Genomic DNA, 13,060 nt, shown 5'->3' with positions numbered 1-13,060 from the left:
CGTCACTGGAGGACGTAGATGACGGCGAACAGGGCGATCCACACGACGTCGACGAAGTGCCAGTAGTACGACACGACGATGGCGCCGGTGGCCTGACGGTGGGTGTACCGGCGGGTGGTGAAGCTGCGGCCGATGATGAACAGGAACGCGAGCAGACCGCCGATGACGTGGATGCCGTGGAAGCCGGTGGTCAGGTAGAACGCCGACGTGTAGGCGGTCGCCGAGAGCGTCAGGCCGTGCTCGGCCAGCTCGGCGTACTCCAGCACCTGGCCGGCCACGAACACCGAGCCGAAGACGTACGTGAGGACGAACCACTCACGCATGCCCCACTTCTTGAATTCGAAGAAGCCCCCCGTGCGGGAGCCCTGGCCGCGTTCCGCGGCGGCCACACCGAACTGACACCAGAGGGAACTGGTGACCAGGATCGCCGTGTTGACGAAGGCGAACGGCACGTTGAGGTGCGCCGTGCTGGCCTCCCAGAGGTCCGGGCGCACGGATCGAAGCGTGAAGTAGATGGCGAACAGTCCCGCGAAGAACATGAGTTCGCTCGACAACCACACGATCGTGCCCACGGAGGCCATGTCGGGTCGGGTGACGGGGCCGTGCCCCGGGGCCGTGCCCGGTCGAGGTCCCGGTGAGTGAGTATGAGTAGAGGAAACAGTCGCCACGGGCGCCATTATGGCCATATTCGGAGGCGAATGGGACGTTGGGACCTCGGCGGGTGTCGGCGCACCCGCGCCGGAGGCGGACGCAGAGGGCGCTCGACGCAGGGGATCTGGTCCTCGACACGCCGCCGCGGGAGGCGGCGTGCTCCACCTCGGCGGGGTGCCCGCTGTGCGGGGCGCACCGTCCTCGCACGGGGGCACGAGGACAGTGGACCGACTCACGCGGGAGCGGAGCGGGCTGCCCTTCGGGTGGGGAGCGAGGAGATCGCCGATCGTGGCCGACCCCGCCCGAGAATGTCACGCGCGTCACATCGCAACCCGATGTCCCGCCGGGACCCGGTGTCTCACCGCGGGCGGCGCCCTCCGGCACGGGTGTGGCCGAGACGGCGGGGATGACGATGCCGTGTCGACCCCGCTTGAGGGGGGCGCGCCGACGACGCACGGAGACCGCACCCGAGGGCGTGGCCGCCCCGGAGGGATGCTCGGCCACGCCCGGACGGACGCCGGGGCCGGGAGCGGGAGGGATGTCGGTAGGATTCGCGGCATGACTGGCCTCAACAGCGAGACGGCGACCGCCTCCTCCGACACCACCAGCGGTGGACGTCGGTCGGTGCGGGTCCTGTTGTTCAGCGACGACCGCAGCATCCGTGACTCCGTGCGCCTCGCCGTGGGCCGGCGCCCGGCACCCGACGTCGAGGTCGAGTCCTGGCTCGAGTGCGCCACCGCACCGGCGGTGATCGACGCCGTGCGCTCCGGTCGGGTGGACATGCTCGTGCTCGACGGTGAGGCCGCGCCGCTCGGCGGTCTGGGCCTGTGCCGTCAACTCAAGCACGAGGTGTTCGACTGCCCGCCGGTCATCGTGCTCACCGGTCGTCCCCAGGATGCGTGGCTCGCCTCCTGGTCCTACGCCGACGCGGCGGTCTCCCAACCGTTCGACGCTCTGACGATGGCCGAGGCGCTCGTCGACGTGGCTCGTGCGTTGCCCGGCGACTCCGCTGGTCACTGACCCCGTGACGCTCGCCCACACCTGGCCGTCGATCCTCTCCGCGCTCGTCGCCGGGGAGGACCTCGCGCCCGATGCCGCCTCCTGGGCGATGGGGCAGATCATGACGGGAGAGGCGACCCCGAGTCAGTTCGCAGGGTTCGTCGTCGCGTTGCAGGCCAAGGGCGTCACGATCGCCGAACTCACCGGCATCGCCGACGAGATGCTCGTCCACGCACGGCGGATCGAGGTCGCCGAGCCGAGCCTCGACATCGTCGGCACCGGTGGTGACCGGCAGAACACCGTGAACATCTCGACGATGTCCGCGATCGTCGCCGCCGCCTCCGGGGTGACCGTCGTCAAGCACGGAAACCGAGCCGCCTCCTCCAAGTCCGGCACCGCCGACTGCCTCGAGGCCCTCGGAGTGGCGCTCAGCCTAGGCCCGCAGGGCGTCGTCGATGTCGCCCACGAGGTCGGCATCACGTTCTGCTTCGCGCAGGACTTCCATCCCTCGATGCGCCACGCGGCCGCCGGACGCCGTGAGCTCGGGATCCCGACCGTGTTCAATCTGCTCGGTCCGCTCACCAACCCGGCGCAGCCCAGTCATGCCGCCGTGGGGGTCGCGTTCGAGCAGGCGGCACCCCTCGTCGCAGGCGTGTTCGCCGACCGGGGCCGCGAGGCCGCCGTGTTCCGCGGACGCGACGGCCTCGACGAGATCACCGTGTCCACCGAGTCCGACGTGTGGTGGGCGAGGCCCGGCCAGGTCGACCGCTATGTGCTCGCGCCGGAGACCGTGGGGCTTCGCCGACACCCCCTCGAGTCGCTGCGTGGCGGCGACGCCGAGCACAACGCCGGGGTCGTCCGCCGGCTGTTCGCCGGCGAGGACGAGGGGACGATGGAGGCCGTGCGAGCGGCCGTGCTGCTGAACGCGGGTATCGCCCTCACCCTCGTTCACGACGCTGATCGGGTCGTCGGCGAGGAGTCGTTCGTGTCGGCGCTGCGCGACGGCGTCGACAGGGCGGCGAGCGCCATCGATTCCGGCGCCGCGGCCGACCTGCTCGAGCGGTGGCGTCGGGTCACGGTCGAACGCGCCGCCCTGCTCTGAGCGAGAGCCCGTGCGTGCCTCGATGGGCGCGCAGGGCCCGGGGCTCAGCCGTTCACGGCGGGGTCCGCGCCGGGCCGGTGGTGGCTCCTCGACGCGCTCCGGTGACGCGTGTGGGCGGGGGCCGGGCGGGCCCCATCGCCAGGATCGTCGCCCTCAGCGGGGACGGCCCACGCACCCACGTCGGGGTGCGCCGACGCACGAGACACCGGCCGCGGGCGCCTCCCGCTCGCGGGGATCGACGTGACGGAGGTCAGTCGAGCCCGATGGCGAAGGCGGCGTCGAGGTCGCTCTTGCTGTAGGTGCGGAACGCGATGTGGGTGTCGGTGGAGATCACCCCGTCGGCCTTGTTGATGCGGTCGGCGATGACGTCGGCGAGGTCGTCGTGCTCCGCCACGCGGACGACGGCGATGAGATCGGCACCGCCGGTCACCGAGTACACCTCGGTGACGCCGTCGATCTCGGCGATGGCCTGGCCGGCCTCCGGGATGCGGTGGACATCGGCGTTGATGAGGACGATGGCGGTGATCACGCCCTCACTCTAACGACCTCACCGGCACCCCGGCGGGGCGCGACGTGCGACCGGGGGCTCGGCTGAGGGACTCCGCGCCGTCGGCTCCCGCCACAGGGCAGCTCCAGGTACCGACGAGGTCGACGAGGCGGACCCCGTCGCCGGTCAGCCAACGGTGGAGGATCTCCGTCTCCTCGGGATGGGTGGCCGGGCAGGGGGGTACCGGGGGTGAGACGACCTCGGCCGAGGCCCGCATGGCGGAGATGAACGGGACGGGGTCGGCCCCGGGCGGGGTGAGCGTGGTGCCGGCGAGACGCCCGTGCCGGATCGAGACCACCTCCCATCCGCCGCCGTCTCGGCGCTTGGCCGCGACGATCTCGGGAGCGGCCGCGAGCGGGGCGAGGCGCTGCGCCCGTCCGAGTCCGTCGACGAGGGCCGCCGCGCGTTCGCGGACCGCGCCCGCCTCCTCGTACCGTTCCTCGGCGGCGTAGGCGAGCATGCGCGCCCGCAGACCGTCGATGAGGGTGCGGTCCTCACCGGCGAACAGTCGCCGGGCGCGGGTGGCGACGGGGTCGTACTCCTCGACGCTCTGGCGCCCGCGGCAGGGGGCTCCGCACCGGCCGATCTCGGCGAGCAGGCAGGCCGACGCCGCGGCCGAGATCCGGGCGAGGCGGGTCGTGCACTGGCGGAGGGGCAGGACCTCGTGGACGGCGGAGATCGCCTCGACCGCCGCCTGACGCCGGGGGAAAGGACCGGCGTAGCGGGCACCGTCGTCCTTGACGCGCGTGACGATCGACAATCGCGGGAACGGCTCGACCGTCACCTTGACCCATGACTTCGACCACGGCTTGCGCGAGCGCCGGTTGTACGGCGGGTCGTGCTCGGCGATGAGGCGGAGTTCGCGCACCTGGGCCTCGAGCCGGGTGGCGCACACGACGGGGACGACGTGCTCGGCGGCCGTGAGCATCTCGGTCATACGCGTGCGTTGCTCGGCAGCGGTGAAGTAGGAGGACACCCGACGGCGGATGTCGGTCGAGGTGCCGACGTACAGCACCTGCCCGCGCAGCCCCGTGAACAGGTACACCCCCGGCGCGGAGGGCAGTCCCCGGCCGAGGTGCCGCTTGCGGCGCTGCACGGGGTGGACGCGCGAGGCGAGAACCTGCAGGTCCTCGAGCGTCTGAGCCGAGAGCGGGCCGGTGCCGCCGCACCGGGCCAGCAGGCCGTGGAGGACGTCGACCGTGGCGCGTGCGTCGTGCAGGGCGCGGTGGTCGGGGGTGATCGTGGTGCCGAAGAGCTCGGCGAGGGTGCCCAACTTGTGGTTGGGCACCTCGTCGCGGGTGACGAGCCTCCGGGAGAGCGTGACCGTGTCGACGACGACGGGGGCCGGCCACGTTCCCCCGCAGGCGCGGGTGGCCGCCCGCAGGAACCCGATGTCGAAGGGGGCGTTGTGGGCGACGAGCACGGCGCCACGGGCGAACTCGAGGAAGGCGGGCAACACCTCGTCGATGCGGGGGGCCCCGATGAGCATCTCGTCCGTGATGCCGGTGAGCAGCCGGATGAACGGCGGGACCGGTACCTGTGGGTCGACGAGAGTGTGGAACTCCTCGATCACCTCGCCGCCGCGTACCTTGACCGCCCCGATCTCCGTGATGTGGGAGTCCGCCGGGCTGCCGCCGGTGGTCTCGAGGTCGACGACGACGAACGTGACCTGTGACAACGGGGTGCCCGTGTCTGGGTGGAGGTTGGCACCGTCACCGGGGATGTCGAGGTCGACGAGCGTCTGCTGCACGTACTCGGTGCCTCCCTCCGATCCTCCCGACGGGACGGGGGCGTCGGCCGGTGTCCCGTCGGGAGGGTCGGGGAGACTCGCGAAGGAGGTGTCGTCGTGCATGGGAGGACCGTGACATCCGGCTCCGACAACCCTTGGCCTCCGGCACTCCACGGGCCCGTCGGGGCGGCCGCGAGGTCCCCGTCGAGGCCGGCGCGGGGGTGGGGCGTCCACGGTCACACGCAGATGGCGAGGGTGTCCCGGCTCGCCCGCGAAGGGTTGTCGGAGCACGCCCCTAGCGTTCGTCACGAACCGGGGCCGAGGGGTCGCGGGTGAGGTCGAGGAGGCCGAGATGTTCGAGACGATCACCACGATCGAGAACGGCGGCGGGCTGGTGGTGGACTGCGGCACCTGTCCCGTGGCCGGCCACGGCTGTGCCGACTGCTCGGTCCGGGTCCTGCTCGACGGCCCCGTCGGGGGTCTGAGGCTGGACGCGGTGGAGCGGCGGGCGGTCGACGTGTTCGTCGGCGCCGGGTTGGTGGCCGCCTCCGAGGCGGCACGACTGACCGCCGAGGTGCAACCCTGGGAGGGTGTGCGGGCCGCTGGATGACCGAGGTGGGGTGGACGAGGTCTCGAACGAACCCGTCGGTCGGCGTGCTGCGGCAATGGCGACGGACGAGCCGGCCCGGCCCGTGGTGCCTCGGACGGGGCGCAGGTCACGGCTCGTCGACGCGGCCCGGTCGCTGGGGTGGCGGCGGTCCGCACCCGCGCCCTCACGCGCCTCTGCCCGGGCATCGAGGTCGGCCGCGCAGTGCCCCGTACCCGGCGGGTCCTCCCGGTCTGTCGAACCGATTCGCTCGGCGTCGCTGTCGTCCCCGTCGTCGGGGTGGCTGCCTCCGTGGTCCCTCTGCGTCGCCTCCATGGTCGGCGTCGTGGTGCTCGGCGGCTGCGCGGGCCCGCCCCCGCAGCTCGACGGGGGATCGACGCCGATGACGACGCCGACCGGGGCCTCGCCGTCGTGGGGGGGAACACCACCGACGTCGTCGCCCGGTGGCCGGGACGACGCGTCCGGAGCGGCGTCTCCCCCCGGGGGAGAACTGGCGCCGGGGTTGCTCGACGACGCCGAACTGCAGGCCGTGCGTCGATGGCCGGACCGGCCGATCCGGCGCGGGAGCCGGTCGATCGTCGTCGGTGAGGCGCCCGCGGACGGTGGAGGATCAGGTGGCCGACCGGCGGGCTCGTCCCCGGTCGCCGTCTCCGGCGCACCGTCGCGGGTGGGGAACCCGCCGGTGCCGTCCGCTGCACCTCCCGACATCTCCACCCCCTCCGCCCAGGTCGCGCCCGGCGAGCAGACGCCTGGCCTCCCCTCGACCTCGGCGGGCGCGGCGACCGCCTTCGCCAAGGCCGCCGACGCGGCGTGGACCCGCTGCCGGACGGAATGGCCGGCGACGGAGGCCGTCCCTCCTCTCGTCGTCGTGTTGCCCGACGGCCGGTCCGGAGGGACGTCGAGAAGAGCGGCGGCATCGGCGTCACCGACGGCGTCGGCCCCGCCCGATCGGTCGGGAGGGAGGGCCCCATCGGGATCGCGGGTCCGGTCCGGGGCGGCGTCGCCGATCGAGGTGGCGCGCCCGGCGGCCACGACGGTCGTCGCCGGGTCTCCTCCCGAGGCGACGGTATGGATCGAGGTGGGCGGGTCGGCGTGGGACGAGCTGTCCAAGGAGGGCCGGGTCGTCGTCCTCACCCACGAGTGCGTCCATGTCACGCTCGCGCAGCGTGAACGACCGTCGGCGCCCCGCTGGCTCGTCGAGGGCGTGGCCGAGCAGGTGGCCTACCGGTGGTCCTCGGTCCCCGCCGAGGAGGTCCTCACCCCGCCGGCCCGCGAGAACGCGACCGGTGAGCTGCCCACCCGGCTGCCACGCGACGAGGACTTCGAGCTCGTCGGGAGCGACCGGCACGCGGCGCTGCTCACCTACGCCCGGGCATTCGTCGCAGTGCGCACCTACACCCGCCTCCACGGGCCCGGATCCGCGACCGACCTGCTCATCGAGGGTCCCACCGTCGGTTCGTCGCCGCACCGGTGGGCTTCGCTCGAGCGCGATCTCCTCCCGGCCTGGAGGGAGGACCTCAGAGTGCTCGCGCGCTCCGCGGCACCGTGACCGACCCAGGGCCTCGTGCTCGACGCCGCCCCGGATCGTGACGCCCGCCCTCACCCGCCCCGGACACGCCACCCCCCCGCGAGGGAGACCCCTCCCACGACGCGCCGGCCGGCCCCGTCGAGGGGCCGGCCGGCGTGTCGTCGCAGGATGAGGTCGATCCGGGACCCCGGATCAGGAGTAGATGGCCTCCACGTCGCCCTCGAAGTCGCGCATGATCTCCTTGCGCTTCAGCTTGAGCGACGGGGTGAGGTAGCCGTTGGCCTCGGTGAAGTCACCCGGGATGATGCGGAAGGAGCGCACACTCTCGGCGCGGCTGACCGTGCCGTTGGCGCGGTCGACGGCCATCTGGATGTGCTCGCGGACCATGGGGTCGGTGAGGCAGGCCTCTGGGGTGAGGTCGTCCCGGCCGTGGGAGGCCGCCCAGGCGGGCACCATGTCGGCGTCGATCGTCACGAGCGCGGCGACGAACGGCCGCTGGTCACCCACGACGACGGCCTGCGACACGATCGGGTGGGCGCGGATGATGTCCTCCAGGCCCGCGGGGGCGACGTTCTTCCCACCCGCGGTGACGAGGATCTCCTTCTTGCGCCCGGTGATCGAGAGGAACCCGTGCTCGTCGACGTCACCGAGGTCGCCGGTGCGGAACCATCCGTCGTCGGTGAAGGCGGCCGCCGTCGCCTCGGCGTTGCCGCGGTAGGCCCGGAACACGCCCTCACCCTTGACGAGGACCTCGCCGTCGGCGTCGATGCGGACACCCACTCCGGGGATCGGCAGGCCGACGGCGCCGATGCGCAGGTCGTCGGGACGTCCGACCGCGACCGGGGCGGTGGTCTCGGTGAGGCCGTACCCCTCGAGGATCGTGATGCCGATGCCGCGGAAGAAGTGGCCGAGACGTTCACCGAGCGGCGCCCCGCCGGAGACGGCCCAGGCGATCTTGCCGCCGAGCTGGGCCCGGATCTTGCGGTAGACGAGCCGCTCCATCACCGCGTGCGCGATGCGGATGCGCGGCGAGGGCCCGTGGGGGTCGTCGAGGCCACGGCTGTAGGCGATGGCGGTACGGGTCGCGCGGGTGAAGATGCCGCCCTTGCCGTCGGCGCGGGCCGACTGGTCGGAGGCGTTGAAGACCTTCTCGAACACGCGCGGCACCGCGAGGAGGAACGTCGGCCGGAAGTCCGACAGATCACCCATGAGGTTCTTGATGTCGGGGGCGTGCCCGACGCGCATGCAGGCGTCGACGGCGACGACCTGGATGAGCCGTGCGAAGACGTGCGCGAGCGGCAGGAACATGAGCATCGACGCGTCGTCGGGCGCGAGGATCGGGGCGAGGACGACGACGATGTTGTCGGAGAGGTCCATGAAGTTGCCGTGGGTCAACTCGCAGCCCTTGGGGCGTCCGGTCGTTCCCGAGGTGTAGATGATCGTCGCGAGCGAGGTGCGGTCCATGCCCTCGCGTCGGGCGGCGAGCGTGGCGTCGTCGATCTCCCGACCCGCCTCACGGAGGTCGTCGAGTCCGCCACCGACGATCGACCACACGTGCTCGAGGGCCGGGCAGTCGTCCCGGACCTCCGTGGCCACGCTCGCGTGGGACTCGTCCTCGACGACGATGGCCCGGGCCGCGGTGTCCTGGAGGATCCACTGCAGTTGGTGGGCCGAGGAGGTCTCGTAGACCGGGACCGGGACGGCCCCGGCCGTCCAGAGGGCGAAGTCGAGCAGCGTCCATTCGTAACGGGTGCGGCTCATGATCGCGACGCGGTCGCCGACCTCGATGCCGGCGGCGACGAACCCCTTCGCCAGTCGGCGTACCTCGGCGAGGAACTCACGGGCGGTGACGTCGCGCCACGTGGCGTCCGCCACCCCGGGGTCCTTGACCGAGAACACGACCCGGTCACCTCGTCGCTCGGCGTTGCGGGCGGGGATGTCAGCCAGAGTGCCCTCGGTGGTCGGGGGGACGACCGGGGGGATGATGGATTCGCGCATCGGCTCCTCTTCACGCGTTGCGGCGGGTGGGCGGGGTGCCCGAGCCTCGGTCACCCTACTCGTGGGGCTGCGCGCGGCTAGCCTACGGACATGTCTGCAAGAACACAGGAGTCAATCCGTATCGCCGCCGAGCCCGGAACGGTCTGCGACATCGTGGCCGACGTCGAGTCGTATCCGGAGTGGTCTGCGGACGTGCGTTCCGTCACGGTGCTCAGCGAGGACGCCGACTCGTGGCCGCAGGAGGTGGAGTTCACGATCGACGCGGGGCCCGTCAGCGACACCTACGTCCTGGCCTACGACTGGCAGTTGGCCGAGGACGGCGTCGGTGAGGTGACGTGGCACCTGGTGCGTTCGAGCAAGCTCAAGGCCCTCGACGGCCGGTACGTCATCGCTCGGGAGGGTGACGGAACTCTCGTCACCTACGACCTCGCCGTCGACCTCGCCGTGCCGCTGCCGGGGATGCTGCGCCGCAAGGCCGAGAAGACCATCGTCACGACGGCGCTGGGCGGGCTCAAGGCCCGGGCCGAGGGATGAGCGACGCCCCGATCGGATCCGCGGCGGAGGAGGCGAGGCGACTGTCGGAGGCGCTGCGTCGCGCGCGTCGTGAGTCGCCCTCACCCGCACCCTCCCCCTCGCACTCGGACTCGGACTCGGACTCGGACGCCGACTCGGCGAAGTCCGCAGGGGCAGGGCACGCCTCGTCGACCGACCGGGTGCTGCGCCTGGTCGCCGACGCGGGAGCGGTGACCGAGGGCTTCGCCCCGTCCGTCGCCCGCCTGTTCGCCGGGGAGGACTCGCGCGGGGAGGACCGGCCACCGCATCCGAGCGACACCTGCGACTCCTGCCCCTGGTGTCGTGGTCGCCGCTGGGCGCACGACCACGCGCCGCAGGTGCTGCGTGACATCGCCGACGTGGGCGATCTTCTCGCCCGTGGCCTGCGGAGCGCCGCCACGACGATCGAGGCCCGGGCGGGCCGCGGCACCGCGACCACGGATCCCGCCGAGGAGTCCCCCCGCGAGAGCGGCCGGAGCGACGACGCGGGGACATCGAACCTCCATGACGGACGACAGGAGCAGGCATGACCGACCCGACGCGCGGAGACGACGTGACGGGTGCCGCCAGGGAGGCCCGGGCGGGGGACGTCACGGTCGGGCTCGACATCGGCGGCACGAAGATCCTCGGTGCACTCGTCGGGCCGGAGGGGCGGATCATCCGCCGCGCCCGCCGCGACACCCCCGCGCAGGACGCGTCGGAGATCACGTCGGCCGCGGCCGAGGTGGTCCGGGACCTCACCGCGGACCAGGACGTCCCCGCGGTCGGCGTCGCCGTCGCCGGTTTCCTCGACCGCGCGCGCGAGAGGGTGATGTTCGCCCCCAACGTCGCGTGGCGCGACGAGCCGCTCAAGGCGCGGCTCGCCGAGCTCGTGGGACTGCCCGTCGTCATGGAGAACGACGCCAATGCCGCCACGTGGGGCGAGTTCGTCCACGGCCCTGCCCGTGACGTCGACGATCTCGTGTTCCTCACGATCGGGACGGGCGTCGGAGGCGGCGTCGTCACGGCGGGCCGGCTGCTGCGCGGTGCCTTCGGCGTCGGCGCCGAGCTCGGACACATCCGGATGGTGCCCGACGGCCGGTTGTGCGGCTGCGGCGTCCGAGGCTGCCTCGAGCAGTACGGCTCCGGCACCGCCCTGCTGCGCGAGGCGCGCCGGCTCGTCGCCGTGGCCGGGCCCGAGGCTGCGGCGTTGCGGGCCCGGTGTGGTGACGAGCCCGACGAACTCAGCGGGCCCGACATCACCGCCGCGGCGCTGGAGGGGGATTCCGCCTCGATCGACCTCATCGCCGACCTCGGACGCTGGATCGGTGCGGGCGCGGCGTCACTGACCGCCGTGCTGGATCCCGAGCTCATCCTCATCGGCGGCGGCGTCTCCCAGGCCGGTGACCTCCTGCTCCTGCCCGCGAGAGAGGCGTTCGAGGAGGGCATCACGGGTCGTGGTTTCCGGCCCTACGCGCGGATGGAATTCGCCGAACTGCTCGACGACGCCGGGGTCGTCGGTGCGGCGGCGCTCGCGCGCGAGGAGGGGCTGCGGTGACGCCTGCCGCCGACGAGGGCCTCGCCATCGGCGTCGACATCGGTGGCACGAAGGTCGCCGCCGGCCTCGTCGACGCCGAAGGCACGATCGTGTGCCGCACACGCCGCGACACCCCGGACCGCTCGAGCAGCCCCCGGATCGTCGAGGACATCATCGTCGACGCGGTCGAGGAACTCCTCGGGCGAGCCCGCGAGGACGGGCGGACCGTGGACGGCGTGGGGATCGGGGCCGCCGGATTCGTCGGCGCCGACCGTGCGACCGTCGTGTTCGCGCCCCACCTGTCGTGGCGCGACGAACCGCTGCGGGACTCGCTGTCGCACCGCATCGGGCGCCCGATCACCGTCGACAACGACGCGAATGCGGCCGCGTGGGCGGAGTCGCGCTTCGGCGCCGCGCGGGGCGAGTCGCACGTCGTGATGATCACCCTCGGCACCGGCATCGGCGGAGCCCTGCTCATCGACCACGTCCTCCAGCGGGGCCGGTTCGGCATCGCGGGCGAGTTCGGCCACATGCAGGTCGTGCCGGACGGCATCCGGTGCGAGTGCGGCAACCGCGGCTGTTGGGAGCAGTACGCGAGCGGCAACGCCCTCGTGCGGGAGGCGCGCGGCCTCATGTCGACCCGCTCACCGGTGGCCGAGGACCTCCTCGCGCGCGTCGGGGGAGACCCCACTCGCCTCGCCGGACCGCTCGTCACCGAGGCGGCGCAGGACGGTGACCCCACGGCGCGCGAACTCCTCGCGGAGATCGGTCACTGGCTCGGCATCGGCATGGCGGGACTCGCCGCGGCGTTCGATCCCGGGTTGTTCGTCGTCGGCGGCGGGGTGAGCGCGGCCGGTGACCTGCTGCTCGACCCGGCCCGGGAGGCGTTCCGACGCCGGTTGCCGGGCCGGGGTTATCGTCCCGAGGCCCGCATCGTGCACGCCGCTCTCGGCCCCGAGGCCGGACTCATCGGCGCCGCCGACCTCGCCCGTCACGCGTGATCCGCCCGCCCCGGGGCGTGAGGTCCGGGGCGGAGCCGGTCAGACGCGGGCGCCGTCGTCGGTGTCGTCGGGGTCGCGGTCCAGCGGTTGACGCAGGACCAGCGTGACGAAGCCCGCCATCGTCAGGCCCGCCGCGACCCACATGAGGTGGCGCTCCGTGGGGGCGAGCATCACGAGCAGGACGAGCGCCAGCGGGCCGAGGACGAGACCACCGAGGGCCAGGTAGAAGGGCCAGTCGGTGAGGACCGCGGGCAACGGCTGCGGCGGGGGAGGGACGAACGTCTCCTCCTCGTCCTCCGGGGGGACGTGGACACGCCAGCCGGAGGCGTCGCCGGTGGAGGAGCGCGAGTCGGGTCGTGCGTCGGGCGCCGCGTCCGCATCGGCCGTCCCGTCCGGGCGCGCCGGACCGGAGGTCCCTGCGGTGTCGGAGGCCCCGGAGGCGCCGGATGTCCCGAACACACCGGCACCGGGGAACGTGTGACCGGGGTGACGCCCCGGCGGCGGGTTCACGCCGTGACCCCGGCCGGAGTCCTCGACGTCGCGCCGGGGATCGGGGAACTCGACCCCGCGCCCGTGCTCCGGGGTGGTCGGGGTGTCGGCGCCGTGTCCGGTCGCGAGGTCGTCGACCCGGTGGGGCCTCTCGTCGGCCGGCTCGCCATCGGGCCCGTCGCCGACCGCGGTCGCGCCACCGGCGCGGTCGACCGGGGGCGTTTCGAGGGCCCCGTCGTCCTCCGTCGCCTCGGGCGGCGGATCGTCCCAGTGGGCGACGATGTCGGCGAAGCGAGCGTCGATGTCGTCGCGTCCGCCAGGGTCGTTGCGCGTCATGGATC

Annotated in this window: 13 protein-coding genes; 8 read left to right on the top strand and 5 right to left on the bottom strand. The window is 73.0% G+C overall.

The features are described 5' to 3' along the window. Positions 1-2: 2 nt before the first annotated feature. A complete protein-coding gene (locus tag RT054_RS04325) occupies positions 3-581 on the bottom strand; it encodes a heme-copper oxidase subunit III (protein WP_312718788.1) in 579 nt (192 codons plus the stop codon). 628 nt (positions 582-1,209) lie between these two features. On the opposite strand from RT054_RS04325, the gene RT054_RS04320 reads away from it, so the two are divergent. Next, a complete protein-coding gene (locus RT054_RS04320) occupies positions 1,210-1,671 on the top strand; it encodes a hypothetical protein (protein ID WP_312718787.1) in 462 nt (153 codons plus the stop codon). A 4-nt stretch (positions 1,672-1,675) separates the two neighbouring features. Next, the gene (gene trpD, locus RT054_RS04315; RefSeq protein WP_313022265.1) at positions 1,676-2,752 is read left to right on the top strand and encodes an anthranilate phosphoribosyltransferase; all 1,077 of its coding nucleotides are present in this window, start codon (positions 1,676-1,678) and stop codon (positions 2,750-2,752) included. Between the two features lie 250 nt (positions 2,753-3,002). Here trpD and RT054_RS04310 read toward each other — a convergent pair whose 3' ends face one another. Next, positions 3,003-3,281, bottom strand: a complete 279-nt coding sequence (locus RT054_RS04310; RefSeq protein ID WP_312718785.1) for an Lrp/AsnC ligand binding domain-containing protein — start codon at positions 3,279-3,281, stop codon at positions 3,003-3,005. Positions 3,282-3,285: 4 nt separating this feature from the next. Next, positions 3,286-5,151 (bottom strand): DEDD exonuclease domain-containing protein, encoded by a 1,866-nt coding sequence (locus RT054_RS04305; RefSeq protein WP_313022264.1) that lies wholly within the window; start codon positions 5,149-5,151, stop codon positions 3,286-3,288. Between the two features lie 229 nt (positions 5,152-5,380). Here RT054_RS04305 and RT054_RS04300 point away from each other — a divergent pair, with 229 nt between their 5' ends. After that, positions 5,381-5,638 (top strand): hypothetical protein, encoded by a 258-nt coding sequence (locus RT054_RS04300; protein WP_312718783.1) that lies wholly within the window; start codon positions 5,381-5,383, stop codon positions 5,636-5,638. A gap of 1,009 nt (positions 5,639-6,647) precedes the next feature. Beyond that, positions 6,648-7,184 (top strand): hypothetical protein, encoded by a 537-nt coding sequence (locus RT054_RS04295; RefSeq protein ID WP_313022263.1) that lies wholly within the window; start codon positions 6,648-6,650, stop codon positions 7,182-7,184. A 171-nt stretch (positions 7,185-7,355) separates the two neighbouring features. Here the strand turns inward: RT054_RS04295 and RT054_RS04290 are convergent, their stop codons facing one another. Continuing rightward, positions 7,356-9,161: an AMP-dependent synthetase/ligase gene (locus RT054_RS04290; protein WP_313022262.1), complete on the bottom strand. Its 1,806-nt coding sequence runs from the start codon at positions 9,159-9,161 to the stop codon at positions 7,356-7,358. A gap of 90 nt (positions 9,162-9,251) precedes the next feature. Here RT054_RS04290 and RT054_RS04285 point away from each other — a divergent pair, with 90 nt between their 5' ends. The 4 genes from RT054_RS04285 to RT054_RS04270 are packed head-to-tail and all read left to right on the top strand — an operon-like array spanning position 9,252 to position 12,230. Continuing rightward, positions 9,252-9,695, top strand: coding sequence for an SRPBCC family protein (locus RT054_RS04285; RefSeq protein WP_312718779.1), 444 nt, complete (start codon positions 9,252-9,254; stop codon positions 9,693-9,695). Further along, on the top strand, positions 9,692-10,243 hold the full coding sequence (locus tag RT054_RS04280) for a hypothetical protein (protein ID WP_312718777.1): 552 nt from the start codon (positions 9,692-9,694) through the stop codon (positions 10,241-10,243). The genes RT054_RS04285 and RT054_RS04280 overlap by 4 nt, the downstream gene beginning before the upstream one ends. Beyond that, entirely contained in the window at positions 10,240-11,250 is a 1,011-nt protein-coding gene (locus tag RT054_RS04275; RefSeq protein WP_313022261.1) for an ROK family glucokinase, read from the top strand. The genes RT054_RS04280 and RT054_RS04275 overlap by 4 nt, the downstream gene beginning before the upstream one ends. Further along, entirely contained in the window at positions 11,247-12,230 is a 984-nt protein-coding gene (locus RT054_RS04270; RefSeq protein ID WP_312718775.1) for an ROK family glucokinase, read from the top strand. The genes RT054_RS04275 and RT054_RS04270 overlap by 4 nt, the downstream gene beginning before the upstream one ends. Before the next feature lie 39 nt (positions 12,231-12,269). Here the strand turns inward: RT054_RS04270 and RT054_RS04265 are convergent, their stop codons facing one another. After that, positions 12,270-13,055, bottom strand: coding sequence for a hypothetical protein (locus RT054_RS04265; RefSeq protein ID WP_313022260.1), 786 nt, complete (start codon positions 13,053-13,055; stop codon positions 12,270-12,272). Positions 13,056-13,060 lie beyond the last annotated feature (5 nt).

The organism is Mobilicoccus sp., from assembly GCF_032060985.1.
In the GTDB taxonomy this organism is placed as follows: Bacteria; Actinomycetota; Actinomycetes; order Actinomycetales; family Dermatophilaceae; genus Mobilicoccus.
This window is presented reverse-complemented; position numbering and strand designations above follow the sequence as displayed.